Below are 23,218 nucleotides of genomic sequence, written 5' to 3'. Positions count from 1 at the left end.
GAGTGTTCGCGAGGAACGTGTGTGCCACAACTGCGAGCGGTTTGCATAGACTGTCCACGCGTATTCATACTGAAGGTTTCGTAAAAAGGCTCATAGGGGTCAGTCGCCTGCGTTAGGCTCGCTTCTGGATCTCCTCGCGCAGCAACTGGCTCACGAGGTCGCCGTCAGCCTTGCCACGCAGCGCGCCCATGCACTCGCCCATGAGGCCCGAAAACGCCTGCATGCCTTCTTCTTGGACTTGTGCTCCGTTCCGCTCGACGACTTCGGCGATGGCCTCGCGGACCTCGTCCTCGTCCGCGCCGCCGAGACCGGCGTCTTCGGCTGCCTCCTCGGCCGTTCGATCCGGCTGCTCGGCCAGCGCCTCGAGCAGATCCGTGACGCCCTCGTTCGGCAGGTCGCCGTCTTCGACCATCTCGAGGACGGCCTCGATGTGCGTCTCGATGAGGTTCTCGACGGGCACGTCGTCACGCCGGAGTTCGGTCAGTGTCGACTCGAGCGTCGTCGCGGCCAGCGTCGGGTCGATCCCGTCGGCGACGACGGACTCGAACAGCGGCATGTGTGTGCCGTAGGCGACCTGTTCAGCAAGCCCCGCGCTGAGGTCGAACTCCGCTTGGTAGCGCTCGACTTTTGCGGTCAGCAGCTCCGGCTCGGGCACCTCGCTCGGGTCCGGTTCGACGGGCGGAACGTCCGTCTCGGGGTACATCCGTGCCGCGCCGGGCAGCGGGCGGAGATAGCGTGTCGCGCCGTCCTCGAGGGCGTCGCGGGTCTCCTCGGGGACGCCCTCGAGTGCACTGGCAGCGCGTTCAGCGACGGCGTCGATCGACGCCTCGGCGACATCCGTTTCGGCGGCGACGATCGCCACGGCGTCTTCGGAACCGGCTCCGACGGCCGCCCGCAGGGCCGCGACTTCGTCCTCGGTGACGCCGTAAGCCGGCAGTTCGTCCGTGTGGAAGATCCCGCCTGCCCCGTGGCGTTTGGCGTGGTCGGAGAACTCGGTGCCGAGGCGGCGGTCGGGAGCGATCTCGCGTCCCACCAGCCCGTCGAAGCCGTACAGTGGGACGGCCATCACGGAGCCACCTGAACTCAGTGCACCACCGATAACGCCGCTGTCAGTGCCCTCGAAGACGTCGGTAACGTCTTGTGTCTCGCCGACGGACGCCTCGCGGGCCTCGAGTTCGTCCCGAATCTCGACGAGTTCGACCTGCCGGGCGGCCTCGTTGCGCACGATGTCGTCAATATCATCGAGGCTCTGGACGCCCTTGATCTCGACGCGCGCGCCGTCGGCGATGGAGACGTTGACGTCCTGGCGGATCGTCCCCAGGCCGCGTTTGACCTTCCCGGTCGAGCGAAGCAGCATGCCGATCCGTTCGGCGGCCTCGAGGGCCTGTTCGGGCGTCGAAATATCCGGCTTCGTACCGATTTCGACGAGCGGGATGCCCAGTCGATCGAGGCCGAAGCGCACGCCGTCGTCGGTTTCCTCGACGCGCTGGGCGCTTTCTTCCTCGAGCAGGAGGTCTTCGATTCCCACCGCCCCCTCGCTGGTCTCGATTGCGCCGCCGGTGGCGATCAGTGACGAGCGCTGGAAGCCCGTCGTGTTCGAGCCGTCGACGACGATCTTGCGCATGACGTGGGCCTGATCGACCGGATTCATGTCCATCAGCTGGGCGACCTCGAGGGTCGTCTCGAGGGCTTCGTCATCGAGCGTGGCCGGCGGCTCGTCGTCTTCTTCGACCAGACACGTCGTATCGTACGCGAGGTATTCGAACTCGCGGTCGACGCGGCTCTCCTCTAAGGCGGCCTGGTCGATCTCGCCCAGCTCGCTCCGTGTGGGATGGAGATAGCGCGTAAATCGCCGCGTCGACTCCTCGGGTTCGCGACGCTCGGTTGGACACTGACAGAACAGCTTCGTCGCCGTATTGAGTTGCTGGTGGATCTCCAGCCCGGCGACGAGTCCGAGCTCGTCGTAATCGTACTCGCTCATTGGCCGCCACTCGGAGGCGGAGGGGTAAAAAACCGTCCAGTCCGCGCCGGGCTCGACCGACGGTCAGTATCCGCCGTCCCCGCCGTTCGACTGGCCGTTCCCGTCGTGGTCGTGCCCGTGCTCGTCGTGTCCGTGGGACGAGAGATCGAATCCTCCGTTCAGTTCGACCGTCCCGCGCATGGCGTCGGGATGGTACTCACAGTAGTACTCGGCGGCGTCCTCGCTCGCCTCGAACGTCATCGAGACGGTCTCGCCCGCCGTCTCAGACTCGTCGGAAACCGCGAGTTCCTCGCCGGCGTCGGACTCGACGATCAGTTCATGTTCCGCGCCGTCGACGTTGATCCAGACGAGGTCGTACGTTTCCCCCGCCTCGAGGCTCAGCGTCGGGTTCTCCTCGCCTTCGATCTCCTCGGGTGCGATGCCGTACCAGTATTCGCTTCGACCGGCGAGGATGATCGGTCGCCGGTCGGTTTCTCCGTCGGCCTGTCCGTCATCGTCGGTCGGTTCGTCACTCTCCGTGTCCTGCGCCGCCGTCGCCGTCGTCAGGCCGGTGGCTGCGGCCGTCGTTCCGACGAGGCCGAGCGCCGTTCGCCGTGTTAGTTCGAGCTCGCTCATGCGACCTTCGAGACCGGCTCGGTGGAGAAAAACCTACACTCCCGTTTCTCGCGGTAGAGTGCTATTTACCGGACTGGATCGCAGCTCGGCGATGAATCCGTACTGCGGGATCGAACCCGCTGCCGATCGGATCGTCGACACCGAACGCGCGACTCGAGTCCGTAATAGTGGCTTGGTTGACTTCAATCGTCAGCCGAATCGATCGGCGGTGATCGCGAACGCGACTCGTCCGCGGTCGCCTCGACGACCGCCTCGAGTATCCCTTCAACCGACGACGTCACCGCTCGTTCCCGACAGGCGACGTAGCGCTCTCGAGCGGCCGTGCCCGCGAAGTTCCGCTCGGCGACGGGCTTCGTTTCGACGACGACGAGCGCCGAGTCCTCGAGTGCGTCGAGCAGCGTCTGGTTCCCAGCGCCGACGACGAAATCCGCAAGGACCGTCACGTCGGCCGCATGGATCCGCCGTTCGGCGCGCTCTCGGTTCGCAGCCGAGAGCCGGGCGAACGGCTCGACCTCGATTGCGTCGATTCCGATCGACTGCGCCGTCTCGGCGGCGACGTCGCCGCTCGAGACCGGGCCGAGCGTCACGTCGATCGCCGCTTCCGACGCCTCGAGACGAGCGATCGCGCCGGCGGCGGCCGATCCGGTCCCCTCCACGTGAACGCGATCGGGAAGCGGAAGCGATCCCGACTCGCGGTCGGTGGGCGACGCCGTCGTCCGCGACGACGAGTGGCGTCGGACGCCGTCGTCCGGCAGCGTGGTCACCGTCTCGCTGTTCGTCACGGGGTTCGGCGTGACCACCGCGTTCGCGTCGAACGCCTCGCCGAGCGTCTCGGTGGTCAGCACCGACGACGGGGGCCCCGACTCGTGTACGGTTCCGTCGGCGAGCAGCACGAGTCGATCGCAGTAGCGCGCAGCCAGATCGAGATCGTGGATCGCCGCGACGACAGTCCGCCCTTCGTCGACCAGTTCCCGGACCAACTCGAGCGTCTCGAGTTGGTGGTTGATGTCGAGACTCGCCGTCGGCTCGTCGAGCAACATCGCGGGCGTTTCCTGGGCGACTGCCCGCGCGAGGACAACCCGCTGGCGCTGGCCACCGCTGACCGCGTCGATCGGCCGCTCGGCGAGGTCGGTCGTCCGCGTTCGCTCGAGCGCCCGTTCGACCGCTTCGTGGTCCTCGCGCGTCGGGGAGGAAAACCGCGAGCGGTGGGGATGACGCCCCATTTCGACGACGTCGCGGACTGGGAACGAAAACGAGAGCGTCGTGTCCTGTGGGACGACCGAGACGAGCTGGCTCGAGCGTTTCGAGGAGACGTCGTGAATATCGACGCCGTCGATCGATACCGTTCCAGAATCGGGCTCGAGCGCGCCGCTGATCGCCCGCAAGAGCGTCGTCTTCCCCGCACCATTGGGACCGACGAAGCCGACGAACTCGCCGGGCTCGACGCGCACGGAGACGTCCTCGAGCACCGAGAGCTCGCCGAACGAGAGCGAGCAGTCCTCGACGGTGATCGCCGCCGGCTCGACACCGTCGCCTCCGTTAGCGTCCGACTCGCCGTCGTCCCTCTCGAAGGGATTCATACCGAATTCACCTCCCGTCGGACGAGCAAGAAGAGGAAAAACGGCGCGCCGACAAAGGCCGTGATGATGCCGACCGGCACTTCGGCGGGCCCCGCTCGAGCGATGGTGTCCGTTACGACGAGAAACGAGGCTCCCGCGAGCGCACTGGTCGGCAGTAGAATCCGGTGATCCGGGCCGATGATAAGCCGCATGATGTGGGGGACAACGAGCCCGACGAAGCCGATGACGCCGGCGACGGCAACGCCCGCAGCGGTGACGATGCTCGCGACCGCAAGCAGGAGGAACTTCGTCCGTTCGACCTCGGTTCCGAGGTGGTGGGCGTCCTCCTCGCCCAACAGGAGCACGTTCAGGTCTCGCGTGTAGCTCCCCAGGACGAGAACGCCGACGAGCGTCACCGGAAGCGCAAAGGCGACGTCGCCCCATGTACTGTTGCTCAGATGGCCCATCATCCAGACGACGGCCTGCCGGAGGCTGTCGCCGCTGTGGACGAGCATGTACGAGATGACTGCGCCGAGCAATGCCTGCATGGCGACGCCGGCGAGCAATAGCGTCGCGACGGGTGTGCGGCCGCCTTCGGTCGCGATCGAGTAGACGAGAAACGCCGTCAGCAGCGCGCCGGCAAACGCCGAGAGATGGAGGCTCCCGAACGGAACGAGCATGGGAAACGCGATGGCGGCGACGGCACCCGCGGCGGCACCTGTCGAGACGCCGATGATCGATGGATCGGCAAGCGGGTTCCGGAAGAACCCCTGCATCACCGTCCCCGCGGCGGCGAGTGCGAACCCGACCGTCGCCGCGAGCGCGATTCGCGGGAGTCGGATATCTGCGACGATGATCTGGTGGGTGTTCGGCACGTCGAACGCAAATATCGACGTGTACTGAAAACTCGGGGTCGGCACGCCGACACCGAAGACGGGGACTGTTGCACTGCCGGACGTGACGCTCGAGGGAACGACGATAGCGTTGAGAATCGATAGCGCGACCGTTGTCGGGTCGACTCTGACTGGCCCGAGCGCGGCACTGGCGACGACAACGGCGACGAGTAGCGCTGTCAACCCCGCCGACCACGAGAGGGTCCGGGCCGAGTACGTCATACACTACAACCACGATTGGGTTAGACAAATATTTGTTGAAGAATCTCTACCTAGCGGACGATGCGACAGAAACTCGTAATTTTACTCACTGCGTTGCTCACGCTCTCGTTGGTCGCCCCGGTCGCTGCGGCCAGCAGCGCGTCGGCAACACCCGATGCGACAGCAGACTGTACGTACCCGATCGAACTGACTGATGCGACTGGCGAAACGATCACACTCGAGGAAGCACCCGACTCCATCGTCGCCTTGCAGCCAAGCGATGCACAGACGGTCTTCGAAATCGGTGCTGAAGACCGACTCGTCGGCATGCCGGACGAGGAGGCAACGAGCGACCTCGAGATGGGCGACCGCGTGGACGTGACTGACAACTACGCCATTGTCCACGAGCGCGTGATCGACCTCGACCCCGATGTCGTTCTGGCCGCGAACATTACCGCTGAGGAAGACGTCGAGACCCTTCGCGAAGCTGGGCTGACCGTCTACCACTTTGACAATGCAGCGTCGATCGATGACGTCCGTGATAACGTGCTTCGAACGGGCGAACTGACCAGTGAGTGTGACGGTGCCACCGAAACCGTCGACTGGATGGACGACCGTCTCGAGGTCGTCGAAACGGCACTCGAGGATGCAGACCGCCCACTCGCGTACTATGCGATGGGTGAGGACGGCATGACTGCTGGAACCGACACGTTCATTCACGAAGTGCTGACGACCGCTGGTGTCGAGAACCTCGCCGAACGGGCAGATATCGGTTTCTACCAGCCACTCAGTAGCGAAACGATCATCGAGGAAGACCCAGAGTGGATCATTTACTCCGACGACAGGGCGGAGGTGCCGATTCCCGACGCGGCCGAGGCGACGACTGCCTACCAAAACGATAACGTCTTTTCGGTCAACGCGAACCAGCTCAACCAGCCTGCACCACAGGTCATCTACGCCGTCATCGATATCGTCGAGACGGTCCACCCCGACGCCTACGAGCAAGCGGCTGAAGGACTCGACGACGCAGACGGGACCGACGAAAGCGGCGACGACGAGACCGATGACGAGGATTCGATTCCCGGCTTCGGCGTGCCAGTGGCTGTCGCTGCGCTGATCGCCGTCGCGTTCCTCGCACGTCGTCGCTAACCACCACCGTACAGCCACGTTTTTTGAAAAGCGTTTACCCGTCGGCCCGTTGAGATGGCAGTATGGTCGAGAACGTCATCTGGCCCGCCTATCTCGATGCGGCGCTGTCCCGGGCCGAGGGACGGCGCGTGTCCCAGGAACTCGCAGTCGAAGAACCGACGGTCGAGGAAATTGCCAAGGCAGTCCAACAGATCGGGTACGACGCCACGATCGAACGGGACAAAGCCTACTCTCGGGAGCCCTGGGCCGATCGGGGCCGGGTTGTCGTCCGCGGAGCCGATGACTCGACGAAAAACGACCTCGTCCAAGCCGTCGCGGCCTACGTCGTCGCGATGCGCGAGTAACATGCGCCGCGTTGGCTCAGTCGTCCGCACCGCACAGGGCCTTGCCGTGTTGCGGGCGGACGAACGCGACGACGCCGAGTCGGACGATCAACTCCGCCACGAGATCGGCACGATGGTCCTCAACGACTCCCTCGAGGAGGTCGGCCGTGTCGTCGACGTCTTCGGCCCGGTTGAACGCCCCTATCTCGCGGTGACACCCGATGCAGGCGTCCATCTCCCGTCGCTCGTCGGATCGACGCTGTACGCCCGCTGAGGTCGTCGTCGTCAGTTTTGCGGTCGCCCGGTAGAGACGAAAACACCCATACGAGCGGGGGACAAACGCAGGTCTATGAACCATCGGACACGGGTCCTCCTCGCCGTCGGCGTGACCGTGGTGCTCTTTCTTGGCGTCCAGTTCGGTGCGCTGGCGTTGATCGAGCCCTTCCACGAATCGGAGCGCCAGGCCGTCGAGAACCCCGACGACCCGACCAACAGTGTGGTCTACTTCGCGATTATCCTCGTCGCGACCGCGTTCATGCTCGTGACGTTCAAATACGACGCCCAGTGGCTGATCAAGGCCCTGATCATCGGTGTCAGCGTGATGCTCGCGTGGTTCGTCTTTACCGAACTCGTCCCGCCCGTCGTGACCGTCGGCTCAGTCAACATCGTCGCCGCCCTCGGGGCCATCGCCGTTGGCGCAGGCCTGCTGTTCTATCCGGAGTGGTACGTCATCGACAGCACCGGCGTGGTGATGGGGGCCGGCGCTGCGGCTCTGTTCGGGATCAGCTTCGGTCTGTTACCTGCAATCTTGTTGCTCGCCGTCCTCGCCGTCTACGATGCCATCAGCGTCTACCGCACCGAGCACATGCTCGACCTCGCCGAGGGCGTCATGGATCTCAAAATCCCCGTCGTCCTCGTCATCCCGACGTCGCTTTCGTTTTCCTACCTCGAGTCGGGCAGTACCGACGGGGTCATCGATGATAAGAGCGACTCGAGCGATGCCGAAGCCGACGCGACTTCCGACTCGTCGACCGACGCCGACACCGACGACGCGGCTGCGGGTACTGACGACTCGGAGACAGATGCGGAGACGGACGCAGGTGCGCTCGAGCGCGACGCCCTCTTCATCGGCCTCGGAGACGCCGTGATCCCGACGATTCTCGTCGCGAGTGCGGCGTACTTCCTCGAGATTGAACCGATCGCGGTCCCGGGGGTCGCGTTGAACGTCCCTGCGCTCGGCGCGATCCTCGGGACGATCGCCGGGCTGCTCGTGCTCATGCACATGGTCCTCAAAGGAAAGCCACACGCGGGGCTACCACTGTTAAACGGCGGTGCGATTGGCGGCTACCTGCTCGGCGCGGTCGCCAGTGGGCTGTCGCTTGTGACGGCCCTCGGCCTCTGATCGACCCTCGAGTACGCGGCAATCGCTCGAGTTACTCGCTGTCTCCGTCCGTCTCGTTGCCGTCAGTATTGGAACTGTTCTCGCCGCCGCTGCCGTCGTCGTCATCGTCGCCACCGCTCCCACTGCCGAATTCGTCGACGAGGTCGACACTGACGGTCTCGCCGTGCTCGAGGCCGGTGGCCATGGTGTTGACCCGGTCGCGTTCGTCCTCGAAAACCGCGTCGGCGGCGGGATAGATCGCAGCGACGACGAGATACTCGAAGTCGTGTTCCGGCAGGGCGATATCGAGGTAGACGTCGAGTTCGGTCCCGCCGCTTAGCGTTGCCGTTGCCTCGTAGGTATCGAACGAGACCATCGTGTTGGGTCCCTCCGGTTCGATGGCCCGGCCGCCGATGTTGTCGCCGAGTTCGAGGCTTTCGTACCGGTCCTGAATCTGCCCGGCCAACTCCTCGGTGGTGAGGTCACCGACGGGGTTGAACTCCTCCTCTGCGACGCGGATCTGGGGCGTCGAAATGAGCGAGAACACGCCGGCTTCCGTCTCCCCTTCGACGCCCTCGAGCGGAAGTTCGATCGACCGAGTGTACTCGGTGTGGTAGTTCGTCAGTTCGACTGTTTGGCCGCCGAAATCCCGTTCTTCGGTCTGTTCTGTGGTTCCCAGATACTCGTAGCCGGCCTCCTCTGCCGCAGTCTCCGAGACGCGAATCGGTGACGCTTCGAACGTCGTTTCCTCGTCGATCATGTCCTCGAGAACGCCACTGAGACAGCCCGCCGACGCGCTCACGGCGCCGGCTGTAACGGTGGCAACGAACAGTCGTCGGTTCATCTATCCAGTTCGACCGCATTCTCGAGCATAACGTTCGTGGTCGTTATCAGGGCGTGCAATCCGCCGGCTCGCCCGTCCACCCGCTCGAGACCGCATCATCCGACACGCTGCGGTCACTGGCTCGAGCGATCGCTCGCCCCCGACTCGAGGGACGTCTCTGTTCGGATTTCGAACCGGGCACCGCCGTCTTCGCCGTCCGTTACGGTGATCGACCACCTGTGTGCGTCGACGACGCGTTTGACGATTGCCAGCCCGAAGCCGGTTCCCGCCGTCTCGGTCGTATACCCGGACTCGAAGATCCGGTCTCGATCTGCGGGTGGAATCCCCGGCCCGTCGTCTTCGACGTAAAACCCATCGACAGACAGCTGGTCCCCGGCCGCTGACTCGAGCAACCCGACCTCGATCGTCGGAGCCTCGCTATCGTGTTCTACCGCGTCGTCGGCCTGTGGCTGACTGCTCGTTGAGCCGTGCTCAACGCTGTTCCGAAACAGGTTCTCGAGGAGATGCTCCAGCAGGGCCGGATCCGCCTGCATGGTGACTGAATCCGTGATCGAAATCGTCGCATCGTCCGTCTGCACGTGTGACCACGCGTCCTCGACCGCGCTTGCGAGATCGACCAGTTCCGGTTGCTCGACGTCGTCGGCTGTCGCGAGCACCAGCGCATCGTCGATGATCGTCTTCATGCGCTCGAGCGAGGAACGAAGTACCTGACCGGTGGTGTCGTCGCTGGCCAGGTCTGGGTCCTCGGAATCGGCAGTGTCGTCCTCGAGTGACTGTGCCGTCGCTAGAGCAACCGAAAGCGGGTTTCGAAGGTCGTGTGAGAGTAACGTGGCGAACGCCTCCATCCGGTCGGCCTGTTCTCGAGCCTGCTGCTCGAGGAGTCGTCGCTCGGTAATCTCGACGTGCATCACGAGGACGTACCGGTCGCCGTCGTGGTGATATCTCGTCGCGTCCATCGTAAACCAGTGTTTTTCCGCGGGTGTGTGACAGGGGTACTCGAAGGAAAACGTCTCGCGTTTGCCGGCGATGACTGCTCGGATACCACGTGCGGCGTCGGCCGCGTCGTCCCCCGCACTGGCATCACAAACGTCGAGATAGTTGACGCCGACACCGGCTGCCCCCGCTACCACCCCCTGTTCGTCGCCGAACGAATCCCACGACTGATTGGTGTATAGAATGGTGCCGTCGTCGTCGAGGATCGCGACGTGTGCGGGAAGCGCGTCGAATCCAGCACCAACGAACGAGCCGGAGGTATCCATTACCGAATACAGGAACCCATGCTACTTGAACGATTTCGCTACCAGATCAGCTGACCGACCCGCGAGTGCAGCCGCTCGATGCTCACTCGGCGGACGGCAGCCGGTAGGTCGCGCCGTCGTCCGTATCCTGCACCTCGATGCCGAGCCCCTCGAGTTCGTCGCGTAACTCGTCGGCGCGTTCGTAGTTGCCCGCGTCGCGCTCCTGTTCGCGCACGTCGAGGACGAGGTCGACCACGTCGCCCGCCAGCTCGGCGGTTCCCGTCGTCTCGCCGCCAAACGAGAGGCCGAGAACAGCACCGAGCTCCTCGAGCGTCCCGACGGCCTGTCGCAGCCCACGGTAGTCGTACTCGCCGCGAGCGTCGACGTGGGAGTTGATCGCCGTCGCAATCGACAGCAGTGCCGACTGCGCCTCTCGCGTGTTGAAGTCGTCGTTCATCGCTTCGATGAACAACGTCCGGGCGTCGTCGACCGCGTCGCGGAGCGCCTCGTCGTCGACTTTCGTCCGGGCGTCGGGCGAGTCGAGTGCCTCGACGGCCGCCTCATAGGCGCGCTCGAGTCGGTCCCATCGCTCCTCGGCTTCGGTGATCGTCTCGTCGCTGTACAGTTGCTGGCTGTTGTACGACCCCGCGGTGAGGAACGTTCGCAGGACGTTCGTCCCCCACTGATCGACGGCGTCATCGACGGTGACGAAGTTGCCGAGACTCGAGGACATCTTCTCCTCGCCCATCTGGAACAACTCACAGTGCAGCCAGTAGTTGGCAAAGCGCTGGTCCGTCGCGGCCTCGGACTGGGCGATCTCGTTTTCGTGGTGCGGGAAGACGAGGTCCCGCCCGCCGACGTGGATGTCAAGCGTCTCCCCGAGATGGGTCATGCTCATCGCCGAGCACTCGATGTGCCAGCCCGGTCGGCCCTGGCCCCATGGCGACTCCCAGGTCTGTCCCGTCGGTGTCGCACAGCCGTGATCGACGCCCTCGTGGCGGTGTTCGGCAACGGCGTCTTCATCGACGCCGCCGGCTTTCCAGAGCGCGAAATCCGCCGGATTGCGCTTTTCGGAGCGTTCGTCCGGATCGCCCTGGGTTTCGATCTCCTCGAGTTCTTGATTCGAGAGTTTGCCGTACTCCTCGAAGCTGGTGACGTCGAAGTAGACCGAGCCGTTGGATTCGTAGGCGTAGCCGTTCTCGATCAGGGTCTCGACGAGATCGATGACCTCGGGGACGTGCTCGGAGACGCGCGGGTACACCTCCGCACGCAGGAGGTTGAGCGCGCGCATATCCGAGAGGGTGTGTTCGATATAGGTCTTCGCGACGGCTTCCTCGTCCTCACCGAGATCGTCTTCGCCCACGCGGGCGACGATCTTCTCGTTGATATCGGTGAAGTTCTCGACGTGACGGACGTCGTAGCCGAGATACTCGAGCCAACGGTGCATGACGTCGACGTGGACCCACGAGCGGGCGTGGCCCAGATGTGGCGGATCGGAAACCGTCAGGCCACAGTAGTAGAGCAGAACGTTCTCGGGATCCTGTGGCTCGAACGGCTCTTTCTCGCCCGTCAACGTGTTCGTCACGTGTAGGGTCATTACGAACGTGTACCTCCGGCCCGCAGTTAAACACTGCCAATCGACGGTTCGGACTCGAGCGAAGCCCAGTGACTCCATCGCGAGCCGATGGGAGCGTGATGTATACGTCGCTGGCACCCGTCGAACGACTGTGACCCACGACCGTATCCATGCCCGCAAACCGACACACGACCTCGACCGGTGGTCGGTCGGGACGATCCAGCGAATCGACACGCAAGATGGACACTGTGTGGTCGCCGTCGACAGTGAGGCCGGTGAGACGGTCGAACTCGTCGTCACCCTCGCTATCAGAGACCTGTTCCTGAGCCGACTCTCGATCGACAGCCACGAGTCGCCGGTCGGTGAACGCGTCTGGTACCGCCAACACGGCGGGCAGGCCTGACGACTCGGGCCAGCGCCCTCAGTTCCGGGCGGGGTACTCCACGTCGTCCTCGAGATCGAGTCCCTCGAGAAACGCTCTGCCCTGCGTGTGGCCCTGTTCGATCAGTTCCGCGAGGAACTCGGGGTCACGATCGAGTTTACTCGAATGATGATACCCCCGCAACTGAAGACGGCGGATCGTCGTCGTCGTATACTCTGGATGGTCGAAATGGCCGTTCTCGATCCACTCGTTGATCCGTTCGATGGTCCGTAGCTCCTGGTTCAACGAGATGTTACCCGCGAGCTCGTTTCGTCGGTCGGTTATCTCGGCGAGTCTGGTCGGCACCTCGTCCCTGTCTTGGGGGTTGATCTGGATGACCCATAGCTCCTCGGGCGTTCGCTCGCCGGGCACCGACATGAGGTCTTTTACCGGCGGGTTCTGGGAGAACAGCCCGTCCCAGTGGGCTTCGCCGTTGATCTCGACCGCTTCGAACAGCGTCGGGATTGCCGCGGAGGCGAGCACCGCATCGACGGTGACGTCCTCGTTTGTAAACGTCTCGAAGGCGCCGTCGGAGACGTTGACTGTGCCGACGACGAGTTCTGGCTCCTCGTACGCACAGAGGGCCGGCAGCGCGTCGAAGTCGATGTGGCGCTCGAGAATGTCCCTGATTCGCTGTTTGCCCCAGTCGGATCCCGGCGAGTGGTAGGGACTGACCTGTGGCACGCCGACACCCTCGCTCTGGAATCGGGAGACGAGCGAGACCCACTGGTTGAGCACGCCGTCGGCGTAGTCGCTTGCCGCCATGTCGGCCCAGATCCCCTCAAGCAACTCCACTGCGGTTGCTTCGTCGGCGGTGACGAGCCCGTACCACGCCGCGAGAGCGTTGAACGCGCCGCCGGACGTGCCGCTGATCCCGACCAGTTCGAACTCGTCGTCCCAGTCCGCCTCCGAGAGGAGCGCCCGGAGCACGCCGGCTGTAAACGCCGTGTGGCTGCCGCCGCCCTGACACGCGATCGCGACCTGTGTCGGCCGGTCAGGATCGCGTTCGGTGTCCGGGTTACTCATACGTGGTCGTATAGCCCCCATCGAACAGCAGATCGCCGCCGTTGAGATGCGTTGCGTGCGTAGAGAAGCCGAAGACAAAGAGGTTCGCGACTTCTGCGGGCGTCATCATCGTCTTGGTGCGTGCGGGCCCGAGCATCACGTCCTCGACGACGTCCGTTTTGGAGAGTCCGCGGCTGGCAGCCGTATCTGCAATCTGGTCGGCCATCAGCGGTGTCAACACGTAGCCGACGCTGACGCTGAACCCGCGAACGTCACCGCCACCTTCTGCAGCGATCGACTTCGTTAATCCGTTGAGCGCGTGTTTGGCCGTGATGTATGGAGCCTTATCCTGTGTCGCGTAGTGGCCGTGGACCGAAGACATGTTCGCGATAGCGCCCGTGCCGTCGCCGCTGTCCTCGATGTGGGGGATGGCGTATTTCGAGAGCAAGAACGGCGCTCTGATCATCACCGACTGGAGCAGATCGTACTGTTCGACCGGGAACGCGGCGATCGAATCGATGTGTTGCATCCCGGCAATGTTGGCGACAAAGGAGAGGTCGCCTTCCTCGGCGGCCGCATCGACCACCGCCTCGACGTCGCCGTCGTCGGTCAGATCCGTCGGTACCGAGAGGAATCGGCCGTCGGGATCGAACGACTCGATGGTAGCTGCGGTCTCCTCGAGCCCGGCGTCGTCGATATCGGCCCCGACGACAGTCAGACCGTTCACCGCGAGTGCGACCGCAACCGCTTCGCCGATTCCCGACGCTGCCCCGGTGACGATGGCGACGGTGTCCGGCTCAAAGGCCGGGTCCTCGAGTACGAGCAAGTCATCCGCGGTCAGTTCCGGTGGTTCGAGTTCGGGAGTCGATGACATCTCTACGACAACACTGTCAGCGGCAGTATAAATAGCTTCAGCGTGCCCGTGACTGACTCCGTCGGTACAACCGGACGGCAAACGGCTACGGTGTCCGGGCGACGCCATCGAGGGCGTTCTCGACCGTCCGCAGCGCATTGGCCCCCTCGAGACGGTCGACGATGAACACCATCGAGCCGTCGGCGACGGCGGCCGCGAGCGGCGAGATATCCTCGAGGGCGAGGCGCTGCAGCGTTTCGGCGAGTGCGGCCGTGTCGACGCCACCGGTCGCCAGAAGTGCCGTTTGGTCGCCGCCGTTTGGACCGAACCCGGATCCACCGATGGCGACGAGCGCGTCGGCTCCCGTCTCGACCGGTCCGATCCCGCTTTTCATCGTGACTCGGACGTCACGCGACTCGGTTTCGTACGCCGGCAACGCCTCGGCATAGCGGCGCAGCGCCGTCGCGACCGCGTCGGTCTCGCCCTCGACCTCGAGAAACCGGGCCGCGGCGGTGTAGTTGACGACGCCAGCCCGCAATGCGGTGACAAGAAACGGCTGCGAATCCGCGATGCGGCGGGTCTCGGCTGCCAGTGACATATCCAAGCAAGCGGACGCTGCCGAGATAAGTTCGGCGGCCACGGATTCGCCTACCGAGCGGTCACCGCGTGTCTGTGTGACCGGGACCGCGGCGCTTTTGCCGCGAGCGCCCAACTCTCGAGTATGGACCTCTCTGCCATCGAAGATCTCATCGAGACAGAACTCGAGGACGCTGACGCGACAGTCACACACGCGCGCGACAAACACGACGACGATCATCTTGCGGCGACGGTCGTCTCGCCCGAATTCGAGGACCTGCCGCTCGTCCAGCAACATCAGGCAGTCTACGACGCCCTCGGCGAGCATATGACGACGGACATTCACGCACTCGAACTCTCGACGTACACACCCGACGAGTACGACGGGTAACAGTCTGTTTCGAAACCAGTACTGCCCACCGGAACCGCAGCTTTATCCTTCGCTCCTGATAGGATATTTGTATGGAATCGCTTCATCCCCGCATCAGGCTGCTCTGGATCGCCAGTTGGGCGATCGGAGCGATCGTTCTCGGCGTCGTCCTCGCTGCTGTCGACCGATGGCTCACCGACGTTCCGAGGGCTGCCATCGCCGGGGTCGTTGCCGTCGCGTTCGTCATCGGAATCGCGTACGCCGTTCGGCGCTATCAGGTCTGGACGTTCGAACTCCAACCGGACGCGCTCTACCTCGAGCGCGGTGTCGTCACGCTCGTCGAGACGGCGGTCCCGTTCGTTCGTGTTCAACACGTCGACACGCAGTTCGGCCCCATCGAGCGGGTGCTTGGCCTCTCGAGTGTGGTCGTCTACACGGCAGGAACACGCAACGCCGACGTTCGGATCCCGGGGCTGACACCCGCCCGTGCCCGGGACCTGCAGGATACGCTTCGAGAACTCGCCGTCGAAAGTGAAGCCGACGACGCGGTCTAACTTCGATCATGAACCGACTCCACCCACTCAGCGCAGTCACCTACGCACTCCAGTACGGGTTCACGTGGCTGTGGGTCCCGGTCGTCCTCGTGCTCGTCCTCGGCGGGATCTTCGACCCGATCAGTCCGGCCTGGACTCCCATCGCCGCCCCGCTCGGATTCCTCGCCGGCGCGGTCTATGGAATCGTCTACTACTACCGATTCGAGTACGGTGTTACGCCCGATACGTTCGATGTCTCCTCGGGCGTCGTCGCCCGCCGGTCTCGAGAGATTCCCTACGGTCGAATCCAGAACGTCGACGTCAAACAGGGCGTCCTGCAGCGACTGCTCGGCCTCGCGATCGTCTCGATCGAGACCGCCGGCGGCGGGAACACCGAGGCGTCGCTGAACTTTGTCAGCGAGTCGGACGCGAACCGACTTCAGGAACAGATCCGCCGACGAACTGCCGACGTGAAAGACCGCCGACGAAAGCGTGATCGGGAGGCGGTGGCCGCCGACGGACAGGAATCGGCTGCAGACGCCCCGAACGGTATCGAGGGCGACAACGCCGCCCTCGGAGACGAGGACGGGACATCGCTCGAGGACGGCGTTTCGGAACCGAGGCGACCACATCGACAGCGCCTGTTCGACCTCGAGGCACGGGAACTCCTGTTGTACTCGTTTACCTCGTTCCGACCCGCTGCCGTGGCAGCCGTCCTGTTCGTGTTCTTCCTCGCAACTGACCGAATCATCGACCTGTTCGTGATCACGGCCCAGCCACTTGGTGGCCCGGCAGCACTCGGCGAGGGAACGCCGACCAGCTACGGGATTCTAACGGTGGTCTCGGCGATAAACGGGATCCTCATTACGTATCTGTTGAGCGTCGCCTACACGTTCGGGACGTACTACGGCTTTCAACTCGGCCGTGCAGACGACGACTTCGTCTACGAACGAGGGTTACTTCAACGCTACAGCGGCTCGATCCCCGTCGAAAAAGTGCAGTCAGTAACGGTGACTGAAAACCCGCTGCAGCGACTGATCGGCTACGCCGGCCTGTGGGTCGAAACGGCCGGCTACGGCCCCGAAAGCAGCGGTGGCAGCCAGTCGGCCGTTCCGCTCGCCAAACAGGGCCGTGTCCACCAGTTCACCGAAAACCTCACCGACGTCGAGACGCCGACGTTTCACAGCCCACCGACGCTAGCCCGACGGCGGTATCTGGTTCGCTACTCGCTGGTCGCCACCCTCGTCGTCGCGGCCGTGTTCGCCCTCGCACAGGTGACGCCCCTCGAGCGCTGGTATCTCGCCGCGGTCGTCTTCGCGGCGGTCCCGCCGGCAGCACACCTCAAATACGTCCACCTCGGGTACTTCGTCGGCGACGATCATCTGGTCATCCGGCGTGGCTTCTGGAAGCGCCGAACGACCGTGATTCCCTACTATCGGATCCAGACGGTCTCGACGCGCCGGTCGATCTTCCAGCGCCGCCTCGGACTGGCCTCGCTGGTCGTCGACACTGCGAGTTCGCAGACGTTCGTCTGGGCGACGCCGACGGTCTACGACGTCGACCTCGAGGACGCTCGCGACGTGAACACGACCGGTCGCAAACGCCTCCAATCGGCGCTTCGCGAGCGTGCACGCGATGACGATCTCGGACTGTCGGTCGACTTCACCTGAACGCCCCCGCGGGTTTTTCGGTGGGTTTTACCTGACACGCTCCAACGCTTAGCTATGGGTGACGAAGACACGGATTACCGTATCGAGGAGGACAGTCTCGGCGAGATGCAGGTTCCGACGGACGCCTACTGGGGCGCACAGACACAGCGTGCGATCCAGAACTTCCCGATCTCGGGCATCTCGTTCAGTCGCCGTTTCGTCCGCGCACTCGGTGTCGTCAAAAAGGCTGCTGCACAGGCCAACCGCGATCTCGGCCTGATCGACGACGACGTCGCCGAGGCCATCATCGAGGCCGCCGACGAAGTCATCGCCGGCGAACACGACGACCAGTTCCCGGTCGACGTTTTCCAGACCGGCTCCGGCACGTCCTCGAACATGAACGCAAACGAGGTCATCGCCAACCGCGCCGCCGAGCTCATGGGTGCCGAGATCGGCGACCGCGTCGTCCACCCCAACGACCACGTCAACTACGGCCAGTCCAGTAACGACGTCATCCCGACCGCGATGCACGTCGCCGCCCTCGAGGCCGTCGAGAAAGACGTTATCCCGGCACTCGACACGCTTCGTGAGGCACTCGAGGCCAAAGAAGACGAGTTCGACGACGTCGTCAAAACCGGCCGCACGCACCTTCAGGACGCGACGCCGGTCACGCTCGGCCAGGAGTTCAGCGGCTACCGAACGCAAGTCGAAAAAGGACTCGGGCGCGTTGACAAAGCCCGTGACCACCTCGCCGAACTCGCCCTCGGTGGCACCGCGACCGGGACCGGATTGAACACCCACGAGGAGTTCCCCGGCCGCGCCGCCGAGTACATCACGAAAGAGACTGGCGTCCAGTTCCGCGAAGCCGACAACCACTTCGAGGCCCAGGCCGCCCACGATGCGATGAGCGAGGCCCACGGCGCACTCCGCGTCGTCGCCGGTTCGCTGAATAAGATCGCAAACGACCTGCGCCTGCTCGCCTCCGGACCGCGCAACGGCCTCGGCGAGATCGAACAGCCCGAAAACCAGCCCGGCTCGTCGATTATGCCCGGCAAAATCAACCCGGTCGTCGCCGAAGCCGTCAATCAGGTCCACAAGCAGGTCGTCGGCAACGACGCCGCCGTTGCCGCCGGCGCTGCCGAAGGCCAGATCGATCTCAACCTCTACAAGCCCGTGCTGGCCCACAACTTCCTCGAGTCCGCCGAACTCATCTCGAACGCGAGCCAGGTGTTCGGCGATCGGTTCGTCCGGAAGCTCGAGGCCAACGCCGACTACTGTGAACAGCAGGTCGAACAGTCGATGGCGATGGCGACGTCGCTGAACGTCCACATCGGCTACGACAAGGCCAGCGAAGTCGCAAAGACCGCGCTCAAAGAGGACAAAACGGTCCGCGAAGTCGTCCTCGAGAAAGGCTACCTCAGCGAAGACGAAGCCGACGAGGTGCTCGACCCCCGCAAGATGGCCCAGCGCGGCATCCTCGGACAGGACGACTAACTCGAGTCACTGCTGCGAGACGACACTCGGTCCCCCTCTCCGAACCGGCTCCTGTCGAACACCGTATATAATACCGTGCGGTTGAATCACACGAGGCACTCGTGGTCGGATCTGACAGGCAACAAAGAATCCGATTCTGAGTAACTAGCGAATCAGTCCCTTCTTTCTTCCCTGACCGTCGGCGCTAAATCGACACAGTGGAGCCGAATCAGGCCCGATATCGACGTAATAAAAGAACCCAAGCAGTTTTGATGGATGCTCGCGTCAAATGAAACATGCACACCTGTCGCAACTGCAACCAGTCCTTCCAGACGGAGCTCGCCCTCGAGTTACACCGAGATACATGCAAAAAGGGACAGCTTTTCTGTCAGGTCTGCGGCGACCGATTCCGAGAAGGCGAGGCAACCCAGGACGGCTGGCACTACGAGTGTCCAACCGAGGGCTGTGAGGGTGATGGACTACAAGACGACCTGTATCGTGTCGACGACGTACGGACCGCAACACACTGAACTAACTGACGGCCTCGAGACGATTTTCTGCTTTCGACTGCCCACTGGGACGTACGCGTTCGTCCTCATGATCTACTACCGGTCCACCGGGGAGGTTCGTGTGACAGAAGTGAATTGTTGGATTGGACACGGGAGGACGTGTTGCGAAGATAGGGAATAATGCATAGGTCCGACAGCGATCACTCTCCGGACTGAGTGGTCTCGCGTGCCCCTGCTCACAAGTGAATAGCCCACTTTTATCAGAATAAAGAAAAGAATTAGTTGCCGTGAATCTGCTCCGCACGCTATAGCGTTGTCTCTGCCTTCTGGGTTTTGTCTACGACCTCAGTTATCGTGCATACTGCAATTCTATTCACGAAGTCGTAGCCACTGTCCGATTAATCGGGGATACGCGTATCGTAGTCGGTCTTGTTTTCTATGGGACTTGGTACAAATGGCGTGCAAGATGTAAAGGATTAGTCCAGCACGACGACATCGGTTGTTTCACGCCGAAACCGGTGATCCACCCGTTCACTACACGTGCAAACTGACCGGCTATAGGTGGAAAGCGCACAGAAGCCACATCCAGTCTGAACCATTGGTTCAGCCGTCAATTTCAATTGGGTTCGCGAGCGATTCGCTACAACCTCGCTCGTCGTCATCAGCATCACGTGTTTCCCAAAAGGGTATGCCGTGGCCATCTGAATCAATCCGATATGCTATCTGGATAGCATACTCGCCCAACTCCTCTTCAGATTCGATTGTTACCCACTCTGAATGGGTGTTCATCCGAAAGTGGACACAGAATGGCCTCGTCTCGTCGGGCCACTCCTGTTGAATCCATCGTTGTTCAGCGCGACCATCTTCTTCACGGCCATCAATAGTATACGAATCGGAGAGGATTTCTTCATTCTCGTACTCGACACGCAGACGAACGGTATGCGCTTGTGTGTCTAAATTTATCAGTTCGATACAGTTGAGACGAGGATGTCTGTTAGAAAGAACTGAAGCGGTACATCCCGAAAGCGTACCAGCGAGTAGAGGGAGTGTAGCTCGGAGGGTAGCGCGACGAGAGAGCACATAGTTAGATCCACAACATATTCGTATAAACTTTCTGTGTGAGCGATTGGAATAGGTGATACTTGTACGCCCTGTACTGAACGGCAACTACGTGTGCAGACCGAACTTTTGCGCTGCGGGCGCGACGGAGTCGCGCCCTCGGAAAAACTTCGATGAAAAGCACTCCTCCCTCCCCTACGGGTCGGTCGTCGGCCCGCTCGCTCCTTTCAGTCGCTCGCGGTGAGTGCACACTGCTCCGCCTCTACTGAACAGCTGTTTCAGCTAATCTCGTGAATAAAGAAATCGTATTCACTATAACTGACATAGTGGATGGTTGTCTTCTACGTGTTCTTGGTATTTATATACGAAGATACATAATTCCTGAGTAGTGACAGCACGCGCGGGACAGACCCCAACGGGGTCACGGTGGGAGCGCCTCGGTCCGGCGAGGCATCTCGACAGCGCGGGCTACGAATCCACACCGAAAGACTACGAAGTAGAAGGCCTCTACGGCGCAGACACCGGCGAGGTTGTCGAAGCGCGGTCCTTCGACATGACTTTTCGGGAGATGGTCGATGGAGCTCTTAGTAGTTACCCGTACCAGCAACAGATCCGGCACGACCGCTCTGTCTCGCTGGAAGATCTCGTCGCAGAGGTGCCTACGTGCTACCTCCGCTTCTACGACACCTACGACCACGAACAGGGCGACCCGAAGCCGTGGGAAGCTGTCTTCCGGGCGCACGTTCTTCGGTGTGTGAAAGGCTGGAAGAACGAAACGAAGCTCTGGAAGTACCCCAAGCAGCAGCCGTTCCTCTGTACGCAGCTGGGATTCGAAGACATCCCAGACCAGTCAACACTCTGGCGAGCATGGGAGGACCGCCTCGCTGAGGTACAGGAGGCTGTTCGGGACGCCGCCGAGGTCGTCGTGGACATCGCTCGCTACCACGACATTCCCGCGCCGGAGCCGGAGTTCCTGCCGGACCAGCCAACCGATACGGTCACGAAATCGAAGAGCAAGGACACTCTCGCGCGGGAGAAAGCCCGTGAGGTCTGGAAGGGTACGAAGCCGATCGTCGAGGACTGTTTCTACCTCGATCGAGGACCGAACGCCTCAATTCCAGAAGGTGCGTTCTGGGAACAGCACACCTACCTCGGGATGCGGACGGATATGCACGCCAACGACGGCGCACAGTCGTTCGCCGAAGACTCGACGAGAGACCGAACGCCGTCCGGCGACTCGCACCGACTCCAGACGAAAACGCTGGGTGTCGAGCGTGTTCGGAAAATGCTCCGCAAAAGTGCTCAAACGCTCGTTACTCAAGCGAAGTCGGAAGACTAGATGGGTCGGGAAGTGATGGCGGCGATTGACATTACGAAGGGGAGGCCATGGGGCGGCAAAATCGAACGAGACAGTGACGGAAACAGCCAAGAGCCGTGGATTCTTGGCTACAAGGACGAGGACAAACCGTTCTTCCAGTGGGCCGTGATCAAGATTGTTGGCCACGATGTCCCGTTGATTCTCGATGCGGTCCCGGTCAAACGTGGTCGGAAGCGAGCCGATATCGTGGACGATCTCCTCGATGGCGCGACCAATATCGTCCCGAACATCGATCTCGTGATGATGGACCGCGAGTTCGCCAATGATGGCGTCAAAGAAGCGTGCGAAGACCACGGTGTCGCGTACCTGAATCCAGTTATCGTCCGCTCAAGCAGCGAGTACGAGCGACATATCGCTCGCCTCGCCAACTCGGAGAAGGACTTCGACGTCGTCGCACAACAGCGGCTCGACGACGGCCCGACGCGGAAGGCGATCTATCTGCCCAAACGCGAGTGGGAACGTAAGGACCAAAACGATGATGGAACAGACGTGACGGTCCGTCAGGAACTGTTGGATGAGTTCTCCGAGGTCGTCGACGCGACGCCCCTCTCGGAAGATCGTGACGGTGACTCACCACTCAACGATCTTCTCGGTGACGTTCACGACAAGGAGGTGATCGACGAGCCAGAGCGGGCCGAAGCGCCGGTCGTACCGTTTGAGACGAACTATGAACTCGTCGACGTCGACCCGGCGACCGAGACGGAGATGAAGCACCAGATCGGTCGGATGATGGCGAAGTACCGCCGTCGCTGGGGTATCGAAAACGGCTTCAAGAAGCTGAAGACGTTCCTCGCAGAGACGAAATCGAAGGATCACCGGTATCGGTACTTCAATTTCGCCTTCGCGTGTGTGCTGTACAACTGCTGGCGTCTCGTGGACATTCTGGTACAGTTGGACCTCGACGGCGAAGTCGGCCACGAACCGTCGGTCTCGGCGAACTCGTTCCTGACGCTGGCGAAGAAAAGCTACGGACTGGACCCGCCTGACTAACGGGTTCTTCCCTTTGGGTGTGCCTGCTCGGTAGCGGCGGCGCTGTCTTGATCGGTCTTTTCTCCGACCGTTCGTGATTGGTTTCCGATGAGTTTCTCAAATCACCCTTCTCAAATTCTAACAACCGATTCTTTCAGGCTTGTTTGGAGTGGAACCTGTACATTATAGAACTATCTTCGCAACATCAGCACGGGAGATTTAGATATAGCAGCATGCAATATATGTGTTCAACCTCGTTCAAACCGGCTGGTACATCGCTGGCCGACGAGCGTTTCGAAACGCTGCCAACGCGGGCCTCGTGTTGCGTTCTCATCGCAATCGATCACGGCGCGTTGAGCGGTCTTGTGATGGCTTTCGGGTGTTCGATCTTTTGATCAGCGACAACTGGATTCTCGGATACACGCACAGCGATGCGTCTGTCAGCGATACCGACGGCGTTCGGTCGCCTGAAGCAGTCCGTGACGTGGTCCACAGACACCAATGCGAGGCTCCCGGGCGACGCATTCGAGACACACTCGACGAGTGCCTTGAGCGGGTCCGTGAGCGGTTCGGACAGTAGATTCTGTAACATAGCATACCACGAGACGTGGCTCGCCTACCAGTTCGAGATCGGCTGCCGACACGATCGGAAACCGAGGCCGA

The 23,218-nt window shown here is 62.4% G+C and carries 20 protein-coding genes and 1 pseudogene; 11 read left to right on the top strand and 10 right to left on the bottom strand.

Going from position 1 to position 23,218, the window contains the following annotated elements; genetic code table 11:
• Positions 1-112: 112 nt before the first annotated feature.
• From gatE to btuC, 4 genes are all read right to left on the bottom strand, one after another.
• Positions 113-1,981 (bottom strand): Glu-tRNA(Gln) amidotransferase subunit GatE, encoded by a 1,869-nt coding sequence (gatE, locus tag BW940_RS06570; protein WP_076608396.1) that lies wholly within the window; start codon positions 1,979-1,981, stop codon positions 113-115.
• A 63-nt stretch (positions 1,982-2,044) separates the two neighbouring features.
• Positions 2,045-2,596 (bottom strand): cupredoxin domain-containing protein, encoded by a 552-nt coding sequence (locus BW940_RS06565; RefSeq protein WP_076608395.1) that lies wholly within the window; start codon positions 2,594-2,596, stop codon positions 2,045-2,047.
• Positions 2,597-2,778: 182 nt separating this feature from the next.
• A complete protein-coding gene (locus tag BW940_RS06560; RefSeq protein WP_076608394.1) occupies positions 2,779-4,176 on the bottom strand; it encodes a heme ABC transporter ATP-binding protein in 1,398 nt (465 codons plus the stop codon).
• Positions 4,173-5,270, bottom strand: coding sequence for a vitamin B12 ABC transporter permease BtuC (btuC, locus tag BW940_RS06555; protein ID WP_076608393.1), 1,098 nt, complete (start codon positions 5,268-5,270; stop codon positions 4,173-4,175). Before btuC ends, BW940_RS06560 begins: the two co-directional genes overlap by 4 nt.
• 60 nt (positions 5,271-5,330) lie before the next feature.
• Here btuC and BW940_RS06550 point away from each other — a divergent pair, with 60 nt between their 5' ends.
• The 4 genes from BW940_RS06550 (at position 5,331) to BW940_RS06535 (ending at position 8,123) form a co-directional block, all read left to right on the top strand.
• Positions 5,331-6,398 carry a PGF-CTERM-anchored ABC transporter substrate-binding protein gene (locus BW940_RS06550; protein WP_076608392.1) on the top strand — a complete coding sequence of 356 codons (1,068 nt, stop codon included), beginning with the start codon at positions 5,331-5,333 and terminating at the stop codon, positions 6,396-6,398.
• Between the two features lie 62 nt (positions 6,399-6,460).
• The gene (gene srp19, locus BW940_RS06545) at positions 6,461-6,742 is read left to right on the top strand and encodes a signal recognition particle subunit SRP19 (protein WP_076608391.1); all 282 of its coding nucleotides are present in this window, start codon (positions 6,461-6,463) and stop codon (positions 6,740-6,742) included.
• 1 nt (position 6,743) lies between these two features.
• A complete protein-coding gene (locus BW940_RS06540; protein ID WP_076608390.1) occupies positions 6,744-6,995 on the top strand; it encodes an H/ACA ribonucleoprotein complex subunit GAR1 in 252 nt (83 codons plus the stop codon).
• Between the two features lie 75 nt (positions 6,996-7,070).
• A complete protein-coding gene (locus BW940_RS06535; RefSeq protein WP_076608389.1) occupies positions 7,071-8,123 on the top strand; it encodes a presenilin family intramembrane aspartyl protease PSH in 1,053 nt (350 codons plus the stop codon).
• Positions 8,124-8,154: 31 nt separating this feature from the next.
• Here BW940_RS06535 and BW940_RS06530 read toward each other — a convergent pair whose 3' ends face one another.
• The 3 genes from BW940_RS06530 to cysS form a co-directional block, all read right to left on the bottom strand.
• Complete coding sequence (locus BW940_RS06530; protein ID WP_235847775.1) at positions 8,155-8,946, bottom strand: DUF6517 family protein; 792 nt, start codon at positions 8,944-8,946, stop codon at positions 8,155-8,157.
• A 113-nt stretch (positions 8,947-9,059) separates the two neighbouring features.
• Positions 9,060-10,205 (bottom strand): PAS domain-containing sensor histidine kinase, encoded by a 1,146-nt coding sequence (locus BW940_RS06525; RefSeq protein WP_076608388.1) that lies wholly within the window; start codon positions 10,203-10,205, stop codon positions 9,060-9,062.
• An 82-nt stretch (positions 10,206-10,287) separates the two neighbouring features.
• Positions 10,288-11,781, bottom strand: coding sequence for a cysteine--tRNA ligase (gene cysS, locus BW940_RS06520; protein WP_076608387.1), 1,494 nt, complete (start codon positions 11,779-11,781; stop codon positions 10,288-10,290).
• Between the two features lie 130 nt (positions 11,782-11,911).
• Here cysS and BW940_RS06515 point away from each other — a divergent pair, with 130 nt between their 5' ends.
• A complete protein-coding gene (locus BW940_RS06515) occupies positions 11,912-12,163 on the top strand; it encodes a DUF7861 family protein (protein WP_076608386.1) in 252 nt (83 codons plus the stop codon).
• An 18-nt stretch (positions 12,164-12,181) separates the two neighbouring features.
• Here the strand turns inward: BW940_RS06515 and BW940_RS06510 are convergent, their stop codons facing one another.
• The 3 genes from BW940_RS06510 to BW940_RS06500 all read right to left on the bottom strand — a co-directional run bounded on the left by BW940_RS06510 (position 12,182) and on the right by BW940_RS06500 (position 14,637).
• On the bottom strand, positions 12,182-13,207 hold the full coding sequence (locus BW940_RS06510) for a patatin-like phospholipase family protein (RefSeq protein WP_076608385.1): 1,026 nt from the start codon (positions 13,205-13,207) through the stop codon (positions 12,182-12,184).
• On the bottom strand, positions 13,200-14,060 hold the full coding sequence (locus BW940_RS06505; RefSeq protein ID WP_076608384.1) for an SDR family oxidoreductase: 861 nt from the start codon (positions 14,058-14,060) through the stop codon (positions 13,200-13,202). Before BW940_RS06505 ends, BW940_RS06510 begins: the two co-directional genes overlap by 8 nt.
• An 85-nt stretch (positions 14,061-14,145) precedes the next feature.
• The gene (locus tag BW940_RS06500) at positions 14,146-14,637 is read right to left on the bottom strand and encodes a DUF7523 family protein (protein WP_076608383.1); all 492 of its coding nucleotides are present in this window, start codon (positions 14,635-14,637) and stop codon (positions 14,146-14,148) included.
• A 123-nt stretch (positions 14,638-14,760) separates the two neighbouring features.
• On the opposite strand from BW940_RS06500, the gene BW940_RS06495 reads away from it, so the two are divergent.
• From BW940_RS06495 to BW940_RS06465, 6 genes and pseudogenes are all read left to right on the top strand, one after another.
• On the top strand, positions 14,761-15,006 hold the full coding sequence (locus BW940_RS06495) for a BolA family protein (protein WP_076608382.1): 246 nt from the start codon (positions 14,761-14,763) through the stop codon (positions 15,004-15,006).
• Positions 15,007-15,077: 71 nt separating this feature from the next.
• Positions 15,078-15,539 (top strand): PH domain-containing protein, encoded by a 462-nt coding sequence (locus BW940_RS06490; RefSeq protein ID WP_076608381.1) that lies wholly within the window; start codon positions 15,078-15,080, stop codon positions 15,537-15,539.
• Positions 15,540-15,547: 8 nt separating this feature from the next.
• Positions 15,548-17,188 carry a PH domain-containing protein gene (locus BW940_RS06485; protein ID WP_076608380.1) on the top strand — a complete coding sequence of 547 codons (1,641 nt, stop codon included), beginning with the start codon at positions 15,548-15,550 and terminating at the stop codon, positions 17,186-17,188.
• A 54-nt stretch (positions 17,189-17,242) separates the two neighbouring features.
• Positions 17,243-18,661, top strand: a complete 1,419-nt coding sequence (locus BW940_RS06480; protein ID WP_076608379.1) for a class II fumarate hydratase — start codon at positions 17,243-17,245, stop codon at positions 18,659-18,661.
• Between the two features lie 275 nt (positions 18,662-18,936).
• A complete protein-coding gene (locus BW940_RS06475; protein ID WP_076608378.1) occupies positions 18,937-19,170 on the top strand; it encodes a transcriptional regulator in 234 nt (77 codons plus the stop codon).
• A gap of 1,591 nt (positions 19,171-20,761) precedes the next feature.
• Positions 20,762-22,576: pseudogene (locus tag BW940_RS06465) on the top strand (transposase).
• The last annotated feature ends 642 nt before the right edge of the window (positions 22,577-23,218 follow it).

It is taken from the genome of Natronorubrum thiooxidans, from assembly GCF_900156475.1.
Lineage (GTDB): Archaea > Halobacteriota > Halobacteria > Halobacteriales > Natrialbaceae > Natronorubrum > Natronorubrum thiooxidans.
This window is presented reverse-complemented; position numbering and strand designations above follow the sequence as displayed.